Source organism: Streptomyces chrestomyceticus JCM 4735, assembly GCF_003865135.1.
GTDB lineage: Bacteria > Actinomycetota > Actinomycetes > Streptomycetales > Streptomycetaceae > Streptomyces > Streptomyces chrestomyceticus.
This window is the reverse complement of record NZ_BHZC01000001.1, coordinates 9,207,189-9,224,983: the sequence shown is the minus strand read 5'-3', so window position 1 is coordinate 9,224,983 and position 17,795 is coordinate 9,207,189. Positions and strand designations below refer to the sequence as shown.

Genomic DNA, 17,795 nt, shown 5'->3' with positions numbered 1-17,795 from the left:
GGATTCCGTCAATGTCGCGGAGCACGGCAACCTTTCAGCAATCGGTGGCCGAGCGGCAGGTCTTCTGGGAGAGCTCGTCTGCCAGGTGTGATGCACAGTCCGTCCGCAGTCAGGTGAAGGGGAGCCGAATCGGGTATCGGGCACTTTCTGACCGCTTGGCGGAGTGATGAATGGCGCGATATCGAGGGGCAGCCGGCTGCCGGTCGGTGCGGTCACGGTGATGGCGGCGGTGATCGGTATACCACGTCGCACAGGAACTCCTGGGTACGGGTTCCCGGTTCGCCCCTGAAGAGGGCCGATGAGAGCTGCAAGCTCTTACCGAGCGTCTGCCTGGTGATCGGCGAACGGGGGGGCAGCCGGTTGGGCGTCGGTCAGCCAGGTGGGGATCAGGCGCACGGCGGCCTACGGGCGCTCCACACCGCTCGACGCGAAAGCATACGAGCATCTCTTCGAGGCCGCCTATGCGCCGGCCGACTTCGCCGCGGCGCCCGTACCGCGCGTGAGGCAGGCCAGGAAGGCTGGGCGGCACGGGTGCGCGGAGGCTACGAGGTGCGTTCCGGTCCTGCGGGCCACTGGCACGTGACGGGCCCGGATCCTGGGCGGCTCCTCGTGCGTCACGGCGCCTGGAACACCTGGGGTTCGCACGCCGACCACGCCGAGTGGACGCGGGCGGGCGGCGAACGGTGGTCGTCCACGGTGCTCGAACCGTACCGGCTCCGGGCCATGGAACGCATGGGGTTGGCCCCGGCGACTCGGTCCCGGCCGAACCTGACGATCCTCGGCGACGCCCTGGTGGACCGCCTCGACATACGGTCGGGCCGGGCGCACGGCGTGCGCGTAGTCCTTGGCAGACGACAGGTGACGCTGACGGCCGACATGCACGTGCTGGCCTGCGGAACCTTCGGCACCTCCACCGTACTGATGCGCAGCGGCATCAGACCGGCCGCGCACCTGAAGGAGCACGGCATCCGGTGCGAGGTGAACCTGCCGGGCGTCGGCGCCAACCTGTCCGACCAGCCCGGCGTCTTCGTCCCCCTCTCCCCCACCCGGGAACTGAACGCGGCCCTCGCGGCCAAGGAGGCCGCCGGGAAGCTGTACGTCAACCGGATGCTGGTCCGGGCTGCCAGCGCCTACTGCCCGGACGGCGCGTGGGACCTGCGCCACGGGCCCGGCGGGCGACCCGCGGGCCGTGGTCGACGGGCAGGGCGCCGTCCACGGTGTGGCGGGCCTGCGCGTCGCCGACGCCTCCGTCCTGCCGACCGCGCCCGCCGCCAACACGCAACTGCCGGTCCTGGCCGCCGCCGAGCTGCTCGCCGAAGCCCTGGTCACCTGACCGCCGCGCCACTCCTCGTACCCAGCACTCCTCGTACTCAGCACCCCTCGTATCCGGTACTCCTCATACCCAGCGCTCCTCATATCCGGTACTCCTCATACACAACACCTCCCGCACGCACCTCGGAGACCACATGGCCGCACAAACCGACATCCGTACCCACAAGCTCGCTTACGGCTGTATGGGACTCGGCGGCGACTGGGACACCCAGCCGTACACACCCCGGGACATCCAGCACGCCGAGACCGCGATCGAGGCGGCCCTGGCCGCCGGAATCACGGCGTTCGACCACGCCGACATCTACCGGTACGGCAAGGCGGAAGCCGTCTTCGGCGAGGTCCTCGCCCGTACACCCGGGCTGCGGGAGCGCGTCGTCCTGCAGACCAAGTGCGGCATCCGGCTGCCCGACGGCGACCGGCCCGGCTACTACGACCTGCGGGGCGCCGGCATCCTGCGACGCGTCGAGGAGAGCCTGACCCGGCTGCGTACGGACGTCCTCGATGTCCTCCTCCTGCACCGCCCCGACCCCCTCGCCGACCCGCAGGACATCGCCAAGGCACTGTCCTCCCTCCACGCCCAGGGACTGGTCCGGCAATTCGGCGTTTCCAACGTGAGCGGCCCGCAGATCGCCGCCCTCCAGGCCCATGTGGACGTCCCCCTGGTCGTCAACCAACTCGAAATGAGCCTGGCCCGGCGCGACTGGGTGGAAGCGGGGGTCCTCGTCAACACACCTGCTGCCACCGGGATCGGCCTCGCCCCCGGCACGCTGGAACACTGCACGGCCAACGGCATCCGGCTCCAGGCTTGGGGTGCGCTCGCCCGGGGCCGCCTGACCTCCACTGACACGCCGGTGAGCCGTCTCGTCACCGACCTCGCCCGGCGCAAGGACACCACACCCGAAACCATTCTCCTGTGGTGGCTCCAGCGTCACCCGGCGGGGATCACCCCCGTCGTGGGCACCACCCGCCCTGAGCGCATCGGCGCCTGCGCGGACGCGGTACGCCGCAAGCCGGAACTCACTCACGAGGAGTGGTACGAGCTGTGGATCGCCGCCCGGGACGCCCCGCTTCCCTGAAAGCCTTTCCCGCCGACCGGCGCTTGCCGCAAGACCTCGCGACGAACCTCAGGGGCCGCTCTACGGCCAGTCAGCCCTCTCGATCCAGCCACTTTCCCTGGCCCACACCTCCCTCGGCAACCTAAAGCCTTCCCCCGGCAACCTTCGTCTGAGAGCGCTCCGGACGCCATCAACAGCCCAGAGAAGGAGACGACGTGACGCAAGGCACGCACGAGCCCGGGAGCGGCGAGCGGAGGCCGCCGAGCCGGAGAACCGTCCTGGCCGCGATGGGGGCCCTGCCGGTCCTCACGGCCACGACCTCGGCATCGGCATCGGCCAGGGGCGCTTCGGGCACCGCGGCCGCCGCCACGGCGGTCGTCGACCCCTCGGCGCGGCGGCAGACGATCCGGGGCTTCGGCGGCATGACGCACGCGGCCTGGGCCGGCGACCTGACAGTCGCTCAACGGGACAAAGCATTCGGCACCGGCGAGGGCCGGCTGGGGCTGTCCGTCCTGAGGATTCCCGTACCGGAGAACCGGGCGGACTGGAGCCGTGATCTGGCGACGGCGAAACGCGCGGCCGAGCTGGGAGCGACCGTGTTCGCGTCCCCGTGGAATCCGCCCGCCCACATGGTCGAGACCTTCGTCCACGGCAGCCAGACCAACGCACGGCGCCTCCGCCACGACATGTACGGCGCATACGCCAGGCACCTGAACGACTTCAACGGATTCCTGCGCAACAACGGAGTCAACCTGTACGGCATATCCGTGCAGAACGAGCCCGACTACGCACACGACTGGACGTGGTGGACCCCCGGCGAGCTGGTCCGGTTCCTGCGGGAGCACGCCGACTCCCTCAACACCCGGGTCATCACACCCGAATCCTTCAACTACACCAAGACCGTCTCGGACCCGATCCTCAACGACCCCGCGGCGCTCGCCAACGTCGACATCATCGCCACCCACCTCTACGGCACGCCGTTCACGAACTTCCCCTACCCCCTCTTCAAACAGAAGGGGGCAGGCAAGGAACTCTGGATGACCGAGGTCTACCACCCGGACAGCACCAGTTCGGCGGACCTCTGGCCGCAGGCCCTCGACGTGGCCGAACACCTCCACCACGCCATGGTGGGCGCCGAATTCCAGGCATACGTCTGGTGGTACATCCGCCGCAGCTACGGCCTCCTGCGCGAAGACGGCCACCTCAGCAAGCGCGGCGCCTGCATGGCGCACTTCGCCAGATTCGTCCGCCCCGGACACGTACGGATCGAGGCGACGGCGACCCCGGCGCCGAATGTCCACGTCTCGGCGTACCAGGGCGGCAGCTCCATCGTCGTCATCGCCATCAACAAGACCACATCTCCGGTGAGCCAACAGTTCGCGCTGAGGCACAGCACCGCGTCCCGCGTCTCGTCCTGGCTGACCGACGCGAGCCGCACCGTCGCCCGCCAAGGCACCACCGGCATGTCGAACGGCTCCTTCACCGTCACGCTCCCCGCGCGAAGCGTGACCACCCTCGTCACAGCATGACCGGGAAACCAGGCGAAGGACGACGGCCCGCCCCAACGCACCGCTCTACTGACTCGCTCTGACCAGGGACGGCGCATTTGCTGGACGAGCGTCCCGGGTCGCTTACCCCGCTGTCCGGTTGCCTGGTTCTGCCGGAGCAGCGCGTGCACGTGGGCCAGCTCGCCGGCCCATCGCGAAGGGTCACGGCGCAGCGGCACCAGGGGGCACACGGGGAGGCCGCCGAGCAGACACGCCCAGAGGGCGGGGAGAAATTCCGCCGGGCACTCCAGCAGGAGCGGCGCCACCGCCCGGCCGGGGGTCACTTAACTACCATAAGCGGCAGCTTTATGACGCTGTGTAAACACCCCTCTTGAGGCGCCCTTCCGACCTCATCCAAAAGCGAGGTCCAGATGTGAATGAAACCCCGTCGAAGGGGGTGCCCCAGGACGGCGCCCGTGAGTGACGCCAGTTCCTCGTCGGTCAGCACTGCGCGATTCGGATGCCTGGCCTCAAGCCTGAAACGCGTGAGCCCCGTCAGCCGGCGAGAGGGCCCCGCACGAACCCGGAAAGCCGGGTTCGTGCGGGGCCGCTCACCGGGTGCGGGCCGTCAGACTCCGACCAGGGTGTACGTACCCGTGCCGTCCTGCCTGCCGCTGGAGTACTGGCGTATGAACTCCCCGTCCGCGTACCGGTCGTGGCCCATCATGGAGCCGGTGTACTTGTTCTGCACACCGATCTTCGAGCTGCCGGGTACGTCGCGGTAGATGTAGAACCGCTGGAGGTCGTCCTCCGCGCAGGTGACCGACTGCAGGACCGCCCGTTCGGTGGCCGCGTTCGGCGCGGCGACGGTCGCGCACGCGCCGTTGCCCCAGTTCCACAGGGACGCCTCAAGGACCCCGTTGCGCTCCGTCACGTTGCACAGGCGCCAGTTGTCCAGGTGGGCGCTGAAGATCGACGAGGGCCGCAGGCGGACACCGTCGGCCGCCAGGACCGGTGCGCCCCAGGACAGGGGCTTGCCAGGTACGGCGATCTTGTAGACCTCGGGCTGGCAGTCGAGAGCGACCCGCGCGCTGCGCCCGGTGGCCTTGGGCTGTGCGGCGGCCGTGCCGCTGGCGAGTGCCGGGCGCTGCGCGAGGCGGTCCTGTGTCTGCTTCGCCGTCGGCGCCACCGCGCCCGCCGGGTGCTCGGCCTTCGCGGCGGCCGAGCCGCAGTCGAGCAGGGTCTGCGCCTTGGCCATGATGCTGCCTGCGGGCACCTTGTCCTGGCAGCGCACCGCGCCTTCCTCAAGGGCGGTGTAGGTGGTGAAGTTGCCGCCGTCGGGCCCCTCGACCCACTTCAACGCCCAGCCGCCGTCGCCCTTTTGGACGCGGTTGCAGTTGAGGCTTGCGTACGTACCGGTGACCTTCTTGGTGCCCTTGTAGGCGCCGTAGTAGCCGGGCTGGTTGAAGTTCCACGTGACCGCGTTCGTCTCGGAGCTGGTCGAGGTGTACTCGGCCTTCACGTCCAGGCCCAGGCTCGCGGCGACCTTGCCGAGGGCCTCGGTGCCGAAACCGCCCTCGATTTTGCCGCTGAGACCGACGGAGACCGTGATGGTCGTCTGGGTGGTGGTGGTGACGGTCTGGGTGCCGGTGGTGCCCTCGGTGACGTACCAGCCCTTGAAGTGGGTGATCGTCGGGATCACTTCGGTGGACTTGATGTACGGGTGGCGTGTGCCGAGGTCGGCCGCCGTACAGGCGTCACCGGGCGCGGGCGTCTGCGCCGTCGTGGTGGTGGGCGCTGCGGCAGCCGGTGAGGCCGCGAGGCCCATGGCGGTGACCGCCCAGGCGGCCGCCGTAGCGGTCACCGCCATGAGTGATCTGCCGGTGCGGCTGACGGGTCCTATGGGGCGCATTGTTGCCCTTTCCCCCTGGTTTTGTGTGTTCGGTCAGGGGTGAACGTAGCGGCCACAGGGGTGGGGGCGAGAGCCCGTAACTGGCCAAAAATGATCCTAGGGGGACTTATTCTGCCCCTCGCCGCCCACGAACTCATCCTGGAGACGGCCCCGGCCCGGCTCGTGCACGCTGGTGCTCGACGGCCTCCTGATGAGTGGTGACTGCGAAGCCGCGATCCGGACCGCTTCAGCCTCCCTGAGGCGTCCGCTCCCGCTACTCCTGCTACGACCCGCCGGCGAGCCTGCCCATCACTTCGTACGTCTGCTGCGGGGTCGGCGGGGCGACGGAAAGCGACCCTTGCGCTGCCCCCGTACTCAGTCCGTCGAGCAAGAAGGCGACTTGGCGGCGCCAGGCGTCGGGCGCGGTGTCCGCGACGGCGCGGGCGAGCAGAGCGCTGGTGCCGAAGAACAGCAGGAGGTCCTCGGCGGTGAAGTCCGGGCGGACGGCGCCGGCCAGCCGGGCTCGTTCGATGATCCGTGTGGCGGCGTCCTGCGCCCGGCCGCAGATGGCCATCAGGCACTCGGCAGCCGGAAAGCGTCCGCTGACGACATCGGCGACCGCGGGATCGGTGGCCTGCAGTTCACAGACCTTCTCGACGTAGTAGGCGAATCCCTCCCCGGCATCCTCGAAGGACAGGGCGCGCTCGGCGGCTTCGCCGAGCCGGTCCGCGGCAAGGCCGGCCACGACTTCGTCGATGAGCGCCTCGCGGGTGCCGAAGAGGTTGTAGAGCGTGCCGTGACTGACACCGGCCCGGCGGGCGATTTCTTTCAGGGGCACCTTGAGGCCGCGCTCCTGGAAGAGCTCGGCGGCGGCTGCCCGCAGTTTCTCCGCGTTCCGTTGCGCGTCGGCCCGCATCAGGTCCTTCCTCCCGGCTCCGGCGTGGCGTGCCTCCATGATCGCATGCACCCGGAAGCCACTTGACCCTCGGGTCAACTTACCTGCTACCGTCGGCCAACAAGTTGACCCGAGGGTCAAGAACGTTGCCACGGCAAGGAGCAGTCCTGTGTCCAAGGTGATCGCCGTTTTCGGTGCCGGTACCGGTCTGGGGGTGTCCGTGGCCCGCCGCTTCGGGCGTGAAGGTTTCCGGGTCGCGTTGGTGGCCCGCCGCAAGGACCGGCTGGACGCCCTCGTCGAGGTGCTCGCCGAGGAAGGCATCGAGGCCGTGGCGTTCCCCGCCGACCTTTCCCAGCCCGCCGAGGTACCCGCGCTCGTCGAGGCGATCCGTGACCGCTTCGGCCGGATCGACGTGGTCGAGTACGGGCCGATCAGCGGCGACCAGGGCTTCACCCCGGCCGCCGAGCTGGACGCGGCCACTCTGGAGGGCCTGACCCCGCTGCTGCTGTTCACCCCGGTCGAGGTGGTCCGGGCCGTGCTGCCGGAGTGGACCGAGCGTGGCGAGGGTGCCTTCCTGCTGGCTCAGGGCTACTCGGCGGCGCAGCCGATGCCCCACCTCAGCGGCCTGGGCCCGGTGATGTCCGCCACCCGCAACTACATGTACTCCCTCAACGCCGAACTGGCTGACACAGGCATCTACGCCGGAGCCCTGACCATCGCGTCCCTGATCGCCCGCAGCGAGGTGTCCGCCGCGGCCCAGGCCGCCTTCGACTCGGCCGACGGTCCGCACTTCCCGGTCGCCGACCCGGACGACCTCGCGGAGCACTACTGGAACATGTACACCAGGCGCGACCGCGTCGAGCAGTTCCACCCCGAGTCGATGACTCCACAGGCCGCTGCGTAGCGCCTGCGACGCAGCGCGGGACGTCGGCGGTCATTCGGTCCAGCACCAGTCGGCGACCTCCGGCAGATCCGTGCCGTGTTCGCAGATCCAGGCGTGGTGGCGGGTGCGGGCGTCCTCCATCGTCTGCCGGACGGCGGCGGCCCGGACGGCCAGTCCGGGGACCCGGTCGATGACGTCCATGACCAGGCGGTAGCGGTCGAGATCGTTGCTCACGACCATGTCGAAGGGCGTCGTGGTCGTGCCGATCTCCTTGTAGCCGCGTACGTGGAGATGGGCGTGCCCGGCGCGGCGATAGGCCAAGCGGTGGATGAGCCAGGGGTAGCCGTGGTAGGCGAAGATGACCGGCCGGTCGGTGGTGAACAGGGCGTCATACTCCGCGTCGGACATGCCGTGCGGGTGTTCCTCCTTCGGCAGCAGCCGCGCCAGGTCGACGACGTTGACGACGCGTACGGACAGGTCCGGCAGATGCCGGCGCAGCAGTCCGGCGGCGGCCAGGACTTCCTGAGTGGGGACGTCGCCCGCGCAGGCCAGTACGACGTCCGGCTCGCGGGTGCCGTCGTCGGTGCCCGCCCATTCCCACATCCCGGCTCCGCGGGCGCAGTGGGCGCGGGCCGCGTCCAGGTCCAGCCAGTCGAAGCAGGGCTGTTTGCCGGCGACCACGACGTTGACGTAGTCACGGCTGTGCAGGACGTGTTCGGCCACCGTGAGCAGGGTGTTGGTGTCCGGCGGCAGGTAAACGCGGACGACTTCGGGGCTCTTGTTGAGGACGTGGTCGATGAAGCCGGGGTCCTGGTGGGAGAAGCCGTTGTGGTCCTGGCGCCAGACATGGGAGGTGAGGAGGTAGTTGAAGGAGGCGATGGCGCGGCGCCAGGGCAGGCGGCGGGTCACCCGCAGCCATTTGATGTGCTGGTTGACCATGGAGTCGACGATGTGGACGAACGCCTCGTAGCAGGAGAACAGGCCGTGGCGCCCGGTGAGGAGGTAGCCCTCCAGCCAGCCCTGGCACGTGTGCTCGGAAAGGATCTCGAGCACGCGGCCGTGCCGGTCCAGGTGCTCGTCGGTGTCGGCCGTCGCCGCCTGCCACGCCTTGCCACTCGCTTCGAACACCGCTTGCAGCCGGTTGGAGGCGGTCTCGTCGGGGCCGACGATACGGAAGTCACGGCGGTCGGCGGTGTCCGCCATGACTTTCTGCAGCAGGCTCCCCAGGACGCGGGTGGGTTCGTGGAGGGTCGCGCCGGGCTTGTCGACGGGCACCGCGAAGCGCTCCAGGGCCGGCAGCGGGAGGGTGCGCAGGAGCAGGCCGCCGTTGGCGTGCGGGGTGGCGCCGAGCCTGCGCTGCCCTTCGGGGACGCATCCCAGGACTTGCGGCCGGGGGTGTCCGTCCGTGTCGAACAGTTCCTCCGGGCGGTACGAGCGCAGCCACTCCTCCAGTTGCCGCAGGTGGTCGGGGTTGTCGCGGACGGCGGCGAGCGGGACCTGGTGGGCGCGCCAGGTGCCTTCGACGGGCAGGCCGTCGACTTCGGCGGGGCCGGTCCAGCCTTTGGGGGTGCGCAGCACGATCATGGGCCAGGCCACTCGTTCGGAGGTGTCTCCGTTGCGCGCCGCGCGCTGGATCGCGGTGATGCGGTCCACGGCGGCGTCCATGGCGGCCGCCATGGCACGGTGGACGGGCAGCGGCTCGTCACCGGTGACGAAGATCGGCTCGTGACCGTATCCCCGTAGCAGCGCGGCGAGTTCCGGTTCGGGCAGCCGGGACAGCACGGTCGGGTTGGCGATCTTGTAGCCGTTCAGGTGCAGGACCGGCAGGACGGCGCCGTCGTGCACCGGGTCGAGGAACGTGGTGGAGTGCCAGGAGGCCGCGAGCGGGCCGGTCTCGGCCTCGCCGTCGCCGATGACGCAGGTGACGAGGAGGCCGGGGTTGTCGAAGGCGGCACCGTAGGCGTGCGCGAGGGAGTAGCCCAGTTCGCCGCCCTCGTGGATCGAGCCGGGCGTCTCGGGCGCGACGTGGCTGGGCACACCGCCGGGGAAGGAGAACTGCCGGAACAGCCGGGCCATGCCGGCGCTGTCCCGGCCGATGTCCGGATACGTGTCGGTGTAGCTGCCCTCCAGCCAGGAGTTCGCCAGCACCGCCGGACCGCCGTGGCCCGGGCCCCAGACACACAGTGCGTCCAGGTCTCGGCTCTTGATGATCCGGTTGAGGTGGGTGTGGACGAGGTTCAGGCCGGGTGAGGTGCCCCAGTGGCCGAGCAGCCGGGGTTTGACGTGTTCGGGGCGTAAGGGTTCGGTGAGCAGGGGGTTGCCCATCAGGTAGATCTGTCCGACGGCGAGGTAGTTGGCGGCGCGCCAGTGGGCGTCGAGCGCGTGGAGTTCGTCGTCGGTGAGGTCGGGCGCGGGGGACATGTGGGCCTCCGGAACTGAGGGTGGGCCTTCTCGTGTCGCGCACAGCCTGGCCCCGTCCGGCTTGCGCCACCAGGGCCGTACGGGCCGAGCTCCGCAGCGTCGGAGGGGCCGGGGAGCTGAGCGCTTGCGCGGGGAGGGTAGGGACGGGAGCGAAGTGCGGCGCGGTGTTCCCGGTCTCCGGGTCGTGGCTGAACGCGATGCGCGCGCCTTGCCTGTCTCGAATCGCAACAGGTCGATGCGGATCGCGTAGGGATCGTGCTCGTCGTCGTCAGAGTGAAGCGGGATGCCACGCAGCGTCGTGGGGCGCGGGAGTCAGACTGCGCAGCATGAGCCGACCGCCGGCGCCTCGGGACGGGCGGCGCCTGCCAGGGCCGTTCGGCCCCCTCCCGGCCGGAGTCCTCCGGCCGACGATGAGGACACGGCCCCACGGGACGCTGCCGAGGAGGCGCCGATGTCCCACAGCGCAGCGGTACCAGAAGCGGTGATCTCCGTGCCGGAGGGACCGGCAACGCTGGTCGACGTCCTCGCCGAGGGCCGTCCGGACGCGTTCCTCCCGCTGGACAGCCGCATCCGGCCGCTGCCGTCCGGCCCTGCCGTACGGGCCCTCGACCGTGCGGCGGCCAGGGCCGCCCGCCGTCTGATCGACACCGTCACCGGCCGCGTGCGGGCACGTGGCCGTCAGCGGGTCGCTGACCACCATCGACAAGCCCGCCGCCCGGGACAAGCCTCGAAAGCCGGAAGGAAGCCCCGAAGATGAAGCACCGGCTGATCGACCAGATCGTGAACCGCGATGTCGTCAAGACGCTCCCTGAAGCACCGTTCAAGGAGGTCACCGACCTGCCGGCCCGGCACGCCGTCAGCGGAGTGCCCGTCGTGGACCGGGACGACAAGGTGCTGGGCGTCGTCTCCGAAACCGACCTGATGTACCGCCAGGCCGTCAGGACGACGCACCACGCCCGGGTACGTACCGGCCCGGCGCTCCGAGAGCGCCCGCACCGTACGTGCCAAGTCAGGCGCCTGAACGGCCCGTGACCTGATGTCCTCCCCCGAGACGACGTCCTCGTCCGCACTCTGTGGCTCGCCCCGCACGGCATCACCGAGGAATGGCTGCGCAAGACCTGACCCCTCCGGACGGAGCTGAACACCCATGACCGACAAACGAGTTCTCGTCGCCTACGGCACCCAGAACGGCGGGACTGCCGGCATCGCCGAGGAGATCGCGGCGACACTGGAGAAGGACGGCGTGCCGGCGGAGGCCCGCTCGGCGGCGGATGTCACCGACGTGACCTCGTACGACGCGATCGTGCTGGGCGGCGGCCTGTACGCCGGCCGCTGGCACCGCGACGCCCGCCGCTTCGCCCGCAGGCTCAAGGACCCGCTGCTGGAGCGCCCGGTGTGGTGCTTCAGCAGCGGCCCCCTCGACGCCACCGCGACCCAGAAGGACGTCCCGCCCACCCGCGCGGTGCTGCGCGACATGTCCCGCATCGAGGCACGTGGCCACACGACCTTCGGCGGCCGGCTCGATCCCCGGCCCCAAGGCTGGCTGGCCCGCTCCATGGCCAAACGGGGCATGGCCCACGACTGGCGCGACTTCGAGCAGATCCGCGCGTGGGCGCACAGTATCGCCACCGATCTGAGCAAACAGTGATTCGAACCGGACAGACGGGCGGGGCCGGGCAGGGCCCGGTCCTCGCTCCTCCCCCACGTACGGTCCACTCAGTCGCGCGACACGGCGACGGTCGGGCAACCCACGTAATAAAGCAATGCTCCGGCTTTCCGAACCAGAGGTGTCCTGGTCGTGCGCAGACCGGCACGATGGGGGACGCCATGTTTCCGGCCCGCTGACCCGGGAGCGAAGAATGCTGGAGAAGTTCAGGGCGCAGGCCCGGGTGCGGAGAGGCGAGCGCCGTGCCCATGCCGACTACACCGGCGGGGTCTACGGTTCGCTGCTCGCCGCCTCCGTCGTGGTCGGAGCCACCACGCTCGGAACCTTCCCGAGGCTGGAGCTGGCGTTGCTGCTGCTGGCAACCGGGGTCGTCTTCTGGCTCGCGCACGTCCATGCCCAGCTCTTCGGGGCACGCTTGGCGCAGCGCTCCCTGAGCAGAGGAACCGTGCTCCATGTGTGCCGTGAGGAGTGGCCCATCGTGGAGGCCGCCGTGCCTTCCGCGGTCGCCGTGCTGGTCAGTCCCCTGCTGGGCCTCGACGTCCAGGGGGCGGCCTGGCTCGCCCTCGCCGTCGCCCTGATCAGCCAGATGGGCTGGGCGACCGCTGCCGCGCGACGCGCAGGCGCCGTCTGGCACCAAGTGGTCCTCACCGATGCGGTCAACCTCGTGATCGGGCTGCTGATCGTCGCCCTCAAGTTCGCGCTGAAGCACTGATCTGGGGGGCGGCAAGCCACACAGCTGGCCCGCTTAAGCGGCCCCCGCGATACGGACGGCCGGCCCTCATGCCGATCAACGGGACAGTAACCCAGAGGACTTGACGCCCGCCCGGCTGTCAGTGGCGGGCTGTAGCGTCGGTATGCGCCCTGGTTTGGGCGTGATCTTCACCTCTCGCCCCACTCCTCCCGAGGAACCCTGATGGCATACGTTCGTGGGCACTACCGCAACGGCTCCTGGGTCCGGCCGCACTACCGCCGCACCAAAGGGTCGTCCGGCACCGCATCGTCCTCCCGTTCGTCGGCCTCCCGCCGAATCCGTACGTCTTCACCCACCCCTCCGGGGGCAACGACATACGTGCGCAGCCACTACCGCAACGGCTCCCCCGTCCGGGCGCACCGTCGGCGCCTTACCCCACGGGCCGCAGCAGCGGGTGGCGGCACCGGACTGCTGCTGCTCCTCCTGGCCGCGATGCTGGTCATGGGCCTGGGTGGCGGGGGAACGGGCACCGGGGAGGCGCCGGGTCAGCACCCGACACCGGCCGTCAGCGCTCAGAACGGCAAGCCCGCCCGGTAGGGGACCGATGTCCGGCCCGGTAGCGAAGCGGGACCTGTGAGAAAGCCAGTCCCGCTTCCCGCTTCCCGAGCGGAACCGGGCTTGAGGCCCCCATGACACATAGCACCCGCCGCCCACCCCCTCACCGAACACCCCCGCGCCCACGGGCGACGAGCTTGCCGAGTTCCCACAGGACCAGCAGCGCCGCGGCGGGTACGAGGGCCCACGCGAAGTGCCTCAGGTCGAGTTCGGTGGTGCCCAGCAGACGGTGGAAGAGGTCCATCTGTGTGACCGCGACGGCGAGGACGACCTCGATGAGCAGCGCCCGGTTCATCTGTTTGCTGTCGAAGCTGGCGGTCGTCAGTACGGTGCCGGTCTCGCTGCGGCATTCGAGTGCGGCCACGATCAGGCACAGGGCGAAGGCCGTGAACGCGATGGAGTTGCCGATGGGAAGGCTGTCGTAGAGCGACCGACCGAGCTGGATCATGCAGAGCAGGCCGATGCTGATGGCGAGTCCGGCCGCTCCGACGGTGATCATCACGCCCGTGGTGAGCACCGGTTCGCCGCGGGGCCGTGGGCTGCGGGCCATGAGGCCCGGGCTCTCCCGGTCGAAGCCGAGGGCGAATCCGAAGGCGGCGTTGACGAAGAAGTGGATCCACAGGACCTGCGCGGCGGTGAACGGTTCACCGGCGGCGATGTTGAACAGGGCGGCGCCGAGGAACGTCAGGACGAAGACCACCAGCAGGACCAGGACGAAGCGGATGTACTTGGTGAGGTTGTCGTAGATCTTCCGGCCCTGCTCGACCGCGGAGACGATGGTGGCGAAGTTGTCGTCGGAGAGGATCATTTGACTGGCGTTCTTGGCTACTTCCGTACCGGAGCCCATGGCGATGCCGACGTCGGCCGCTTTGATCGCCGGGGCGTCGTTGACGCCGTCCCCCGTCATGGCCACCACGTCGCCCTTCTTCTTCAAGGTGTCCGCGAGCAGCACCTTGTGTTCGGGGGCGACCCGGCCGAGAACCCCGATGTTCTCGATGGCGACCAGCCGTTCGGGCTCGGACAGGGCGGCGAAGTCCGCGCCGAGGACGGCGTCGCCCTCGATGCCGAGTTGTTCGGCGATGGCGGCGCCGGTGGTGACGTCGTCCCCGGTGACCATGCGGACGCGGATGCGGGCCGCCTGCGCGGCGGCGACCGCGGCCCGGGACTGGGCCCGTGGCGGATCGACCATCCCCACCAGGCTTGTCATCTGCAGTTCGGTGACGTGACTGAGAAGGTCACCGGCGGGGTCGAACCGTTCCGGGTCCAGATCGCGGACCGCGGCGGCCATCACCCGCTTGCCCTGCCGCGCCATCCGGTCCTCGTGCACCTGGGCCCGCTGGCGCAGGCCCGCGTCCCACGGGAAACTCCTGCCGTCGGAGAGCGCCGTCGCCGCTCGGGCCGTCACCGCCGGTGCCGCGCCCTTCACGAAGCACCGTACGACCGGCCGACCGGCCGCATCGCTCGCCGCGTTGAACGTGGCCATCAGCTTGTAGGTCGGATCGAACGGCAGAGTGGCCATCCGGGGCAGGCGCTCACGGGTGCCGTCGATGTCCAGGCCGGCCTTGTGGCAGAGGACGACCAGTGCGCCCTCCGTAGGATCTCCGACCACCTTGCCGTCGACGAGTACGGCGTCGGAGGCGACCAGATAAGGCAGCACCGCCTGCTCGATGGAGTCCGAACTGCCCGCGGCGTGGTGCACCTTGCCTTCCAGGCCGTACCCGCTGCCGGAGACGGTGTAGCGGTCCGTCGGCGTCAGCACTTCCACGGCCGTCACCTGGTTCATCGTCAGGGTGCCGGTCTTGTCGGAGTTGAGGGCCGAGGTGAAGCCCAGGGTTTCCACCGACGGCAGGCCCTTCACGATCGCGTGCCCCTTGGCGAGGTTGACGGCCCCGATGGAGAGGATGGTCTGCGCCACCGTGGGCAGTGCCTCCGGGATGGCCGCGATGGCCAGGGCGACGGCGCTCACGAAGAGCACGTCCCAGGCTTCGCCGCGGCTGCGCCCCAGGGCGAACATCGCGATCATCGTCAGGCCGGCCGCCGCCGCGATCCACAGGGTGAGCCGGTCCAGCTCCTTGGTCAGCGGCGACGCCTCTTCGGGCGTGGCGGAGAGCATGCCGGAGATGGTGCCGAGTTCGGTGTCGGCCCCGGTGGCCGTGATGATGACGGTGCCGCTGCCGTGCGTGACAGGGGTGTTCATGAACGCCATGTTCGACTGATCCGCCGGTCCCAGCCGGTCACCGGGCAAGGTCCGCGCTTCCTTGGCGACGGGCGCGCTCTCGCCTGTCAGTGTCGCCTCGTCGATCTGCAGCGCGCTGGCCGCGATGATGCGACCGTCCGCCGGTACCTCGTTTCCGGCCGTGAGGAGCACGACATCGCCGACCACCACCTGTTCGGCGGGGATCTCGGCTTCCTTGCCGTCCCGGCGTACCCGGGCGGTCGCCTTCATCATCGACTTGAGGGCGTTCATGGCGCTCTCGGCCTTGCCGGCCTGCCGCATGCCGATCACCGCGTTGAGCACCGTCAGGGCCAGCAGGATCCCGGCGGTCCCCCACTCCGTGATCAGCAGGGACACCACCGCGGCGACGACCAGGATGATCTGCATGTAGCTGCGGTACTGGGCCAGGAACCGCCGCCAGCCCGGCTCGGGCTCCTCCGCCGGCAACGCGTTCGGGCCGTTCCGGTCCAGCAGCTCCGCGGCGCGCGCCGCGGAGACTCCCACCGCCGGGTCCACCCCCATGGCCGCCGCGACCTCCTCCGGCGAACGCGCGTACCACCGCTCGGGCTGGACTGCTCGATGGTTCCGGGCCCCTGTTTCCACAGCCATCGTGACTGCCTCCGCTCCGGTCGTCCCCGGCTGCGCCCTGTCCCTGTCCCTGCCCCTATCCCTGTTCCTGTTTCTTCCGTTCGCCTGTCGTGCCGTTCTTCCTGCGGACCGTCCTGTCCTCGCCGCCGGCGTCCAGCGCCTGCAGACACACCAGTACGTCCCAGTCCCGCTCCAGGCCCACCTCCATGCCGAAAGGAATCCGCAGCCGTTCGATGAACGCCTCGATGCGTTCCGCTGTCGTGTCGGTCATCAGCGGTCGGCCCTTTCGGTGCGAGCGGGCCTACGGGTACGGGTACCGGTTCCCCGTCCCGCGCCGGTGCGCGCCGTCGGACACGGCGGAGCGGTCTCGTACCGAAACAGTCCTGTACCGGAGCAGTCCTTACCGAAGCAGTCGGCGAGCTGCGCTTCGCGATCGGTGACCCGATCCGCCGAGGGCCAGGGCGGCAACTGTAGGACGAGAGTACGGCGGACCATCCGCTTGAGGAACACCGTCCGGCTCCCCTCGCCGTCGGACGGCGATTGCCGGTCACGAAGGCCCTGGCCGGGCTCCCCGGGCGACGGCCAGCCCGGTCAGCAGCGCCGTACGGGCGTCGAGCTCGTCCCACGTACCGCGCCAGGCCAGCAGGGCGACCGCGGCGGTCGGGAACTTCTCCCGGACCTGCCGGACCCGCCGGCCGACTCCGTCGCCGGCCGCCATCAGGATCGTGTCCCGCAGGCTCGGGTTGTGGCCGATCACCAGTAACGTCGTTACGTGGGCGGGCACTTCGTGCACGACGGCCAGGAGCTGCGGCACCGGCGGGTGGTACAGCCGTGGCTCGAAGCGCACCTCAGGCAGCCCCGCCAGTTCCGCCGCGGCCAGCTCCCACGTCTCCCGCGTACGGTGCGCCGTGGAGCAGAGCACCAGGTCGGGCAGCCAGTCCTCCTTCGCCAGCAGTTGTCCCGCGGCCCGCGCGTCCCGGCGGCCACGCCCGGACAACGGCCGCTCGTGGTCTGCCGTCCCCGGGGGGCGGGCGGCTTTGGCGTGGCGCAACAACAGCAGGCGCCGCAGAGGCGAGATCGTCACACCGGGACACCTCACACCTCACGTAGAGAGTGCCGTGGTCCTGAGGGGACGCGCCCTGGCTTCGGGCCTGTACACGACGGCGTGGACCACGGCCGTCAAGAGCGTCCGAGTTCGGCAGGCGAAGCACACAGTACTCGGTGCCTGAGCGTGTCGATCCCCCTCAGCGGCGCTGCCTCGCGTCTTTCGGACAGCGACGGAGCCGCCGCGCGCCGTGTACTCACCTCCTACGGGGGATGCCGCCCCACCGTGCCCGTTGCTGAATGGCGGGGAGCCTCTACAGAGGGAGACCGCATGACGACCGAGACCGGCCCCATACAACTGTTGACGATCGCGTTCGGCCCGGACACGACGTTCGAGGGGCGGATCGCCGAGGAGCTGGACGACCTCACGGCCGCCGGCCAGATCCTCGTGCTGGACCTGCTGATCGTACAGAAGCAGCCCGACGGTGACCTCGTCTCCGTCGGCTATCAGGCGGAGGGCATGGGCGACACGGTCAGCGCGCTGCTCGGGCTGAGTCCGGGCAGCTTGCGGGGAGCGGAAGCCGCGTGCCCCTCCCTGGCACCGGGGCGCCCCTTCGGCCTCACCACGGACGAGGTCCGGGAACTCGCCGACGCACTGGAACCAGGCACCACCGCAGGCTTCCTGCTGCTCGAACACCGCTGGGCGCGGAAGCTGCGGCGCGCGGTCCGCGAGCAGGGCGGCGTGCCCGTCGCCGAGGGCTTCCTCACCGAAGAGGCCCTCGCCCCCATCGCCGCGGAGCTGCTCGCCACCGCCGCGCGGCTCGAAGACAAGCCTGAGGACAAGGCATCGGAAGGGACTGATTCGCGAAAGAACCTGTCGTGACGACGGAGGACTTCACGAGGAGCCGCACACCTCCGTCTTTCGGCCCGTCCCGCTATTGGCCCGTCCTGCTATGGCTCCCGCCGCGCGGCCGCTCTAGTGTCGGCAGCCGTCGGACCCAGGGCCGCGTCG

General features: G+C 70.0%; 16 protein-coding genes and 1 pseudogene. 11 read left to right on the top strand and 6 right to left on the bottom strand.

The annotated features are described in order from the left end of the window. Positions 1–723: 723 nt before the first annotated feature. The 4 genes and pseudogenes from EJG53_RS44075 to xynC form a co-directional block, all read left to right on the top strand. A pseudogene (locus EJG53_RS44075) lies at positions 724–1,008 on the top strand (GMC family oxidoreductase N-terminal domain-containing protein); the annotation flags it as partial. 112 nt (positions 1,009–1,120) lie between these two features. Beyond that, a complete protein-coding gene (locus EJG53_RS39825) occupies positions 1,121–1,333 on the top strand; it encodes a GMC oxidoreductase (protein WP_125048959.1) in 213 nt (70 codons plus the stop codon). A 133-nt stretch (positions 1,334–1,466) separates the two neighbouring features. Continuing rightward, positions 1,467–2,408 (top strand): aldo/keto reductase, encoded by a 942-nt coding sequence (locus EJG53_RS39820; RefSeq protein WP_244955553.1) that lies wholly within the window; start codon positions 1,467–1,469, stop codon positions 2,406–2,408. A gap of 266 nt (positions 2,409–2,674) precedes the next feature. Next, the gene (gene xynC, locus EJG53_RS39815; RefSeq protein ID WP_125049904.1) at positions 2,675–3,916 is read left to right on the top strand and encodes a glucuronoarabinoxylan endo-1,4-beta-xylanase XynC; all 1,242 of its coding nucleotides are present in this window, start codon (positions 2,675–2,677) and stop codon (positions 3,914–3,916) included. A gap of 586 nt (positions 3,917–4,502) precedes the next feature. Here the strand turns inward: xynC and EJG53_RS39810 are convergent. Both EJG53_RS39810 and EJG53_RS39805 read right to left on the bottom strand, forming a co-directional pair. Further along, a complete protein-coding gene (locus EJG53_RS39810; protein ID WP_174856515.1) occupies positions 4,503–5,744 on the bottom strand; it encodes a hypothetical protein in 1,242 nt (413 codons plus the stop codon). 304 nt (positions 5,745–6,048) lie between these two features. Next, on the bottom strand, positions 6,049–6,720 hold the full coding sequence (locus EJG53_RS39805; protein ID WP_244955552.1) for a TetR/AcrR family transcriptional regulator: 672 nt from the start codon (positions 6,718–6,720) through the stop codon (positions 6,049–6,051). A 109-nt stretch (positions 6,721–6,829) separates the two neighbouring features. On the opposite strand from EJG53_RS39805, the gene EJG53_RS39800 reads away from it, so the two are divergent. After that, complete coding sequence (locus EJG53_RS39800; protein WP_125048957.1) at positions 6,830–7,564, top strand: SDR family NAD(P)-dependent oxidoreductase; 735 nt, start codon at positions 6,830–6,832, stop codon at positions 7,562–7,564. 30 nt (positions 7,565–7,594) lie between these two features. On the opposite strand, the gene EJG53_RS39795 is transcribed toward EJG53_RS39800, so the two are convergent. Then, a complete protein-coding gene (locus tag EJG53_RS39795) occupies positions 7,595–9,964 on the bottom strand; it encodes a phosphoketolase family protein (RefSeq protein WP_125048956.1) in 2,370 nt (789 codons plus the stop codon). Between the two features lie 451 nt (positions 9,965–10,415). On the opposite strand from EJG53_RS39795, the gene EJG53_RS39790 reads away from it, so the two are divergent. From EJG53_RS39790 to EJG53_RS39770, 5 genes are all read left to right on the top strand, one after another. After that, on the top strand, positions 10,416–10,721 hold the full coding sequence (locus EJG53_RS39790) for a hypothetical protein (RefSeq protein ID WP_125048955.1): 306 nt from the start codon (positions 10,416–10,418) through the stop codon (positions 10,719–10,721). Continuing rightward, the gene (locus EJG53_RS39785) at positions 10,718–10,996 is read left to right on the top strand and encodes a CBS domain-containing protein (RefSeq protein WP_167515253.1); all 279 of its coding nucleotides are present in this window, start codon (positions 10,718–10,720) and stop codon (positions 10,994–10,996) included. Before EJG53_RS39790 ends, EJG53_RS39785 begins: the two co-directional genes overlap by 4 nt. Before the next feature lie 115 nt (positions 10,997–11,111). Next, a complete protein-coding gene (locus EJG53_RS39780) occupies positions 11,112–11,612 on the top strand; it encodes a flavodoxin domain-containing protein (RefSeq protein ID WP_125048954.1) in 501 nt (166 codons plus the stop codon). Positions 11,613–11,823: 211 nt separating this feature from the next. Further along, positions 11,824–12,342 carry a hypothetical protein gene (locus EJG53_RS39775; RefSeq protein WP_125048953.1) on the top strand — a complete coding sequence of 173 codons (519 nt, stop codon included), beginning with the start codon at positions 11,824–11,826 and terminating at the stop codon, positions 12,340–12,342. A gap of 201 nt (positions 12,343–12,543) precedes the next feature. Then, positions 12,544–12,918, top strand: coding sequence for a hypothetical protein (locus tag EJG53_RS39770; RefSeq protein ID WP_125048952.1), 375 nt, complete (start codon positions 12,544–12,546; stop codon positions 12,916–12,918). A 121-nt stretch (positions 12,919–13,039) separates the two neighbouring features. Here EJG53_RS39770 and EJG53_RS39765 read toward each other — a convergent pair whose 3' ends face one another. The 3 genes from EJG53_RS39765 to EJG53_RS39755 form a co-directional block, all read right to left on the bottom strand. Then, complete coding sequence (locus EJG53_RS39765) at positions 13,040–15,760, bottom strand: cation-translocating P-type ATPase (protein ID WP_125048951.1); 2,721 nt, start codon at positions 15,758–15,760, stop codon at positions 13,040–13,042. A 55-nt stretch (positions 15,761–15,815) separates the two neighbouring features. Beyond that, positions 15,816–16,010 carry a hypothetical protein gene (locus EJG53_RS39760; protein WP_174856514.1) on the bottom strand — a complete coding sequence of 65 codons (195 nt, stop codon included), beginning with the start codon at positions 16,008–16,010 and terminating at the stop codon, positions 15,816–15,818. A gap of 276 nt (positions 16,011–16,286) precedes the next feature. Then, on the bottom strand, positions 16,287–16,823 hold the full coding sequence (locus EJG53_RS39755; protein ID WP_031006529.1) for a SixA phosphatase family protein: 537 nt from the start codon (positions 16,821–16,823) through the stop codon (positions 16,287–16,289). Positions 16,824–17,114: 291 nt separating this feature from the next. Between EJG53_RS39755 and EJG53_RS39750 the strand changes: the two genes are divergently transcribed. Next, complete coding sequence (locus EJG53_RS39750) at positions 17,115–17,666, top strand: DUF1269 domain-containing protein (RefSeq protein ID WP_125048950.1); 552 nt, start codon at positions 17,115–17,117, stop codon at positions 17,664–17,666. The last annotated feature ends 129 nt before the right edge of the window (positions 17,667–17,795 follow it).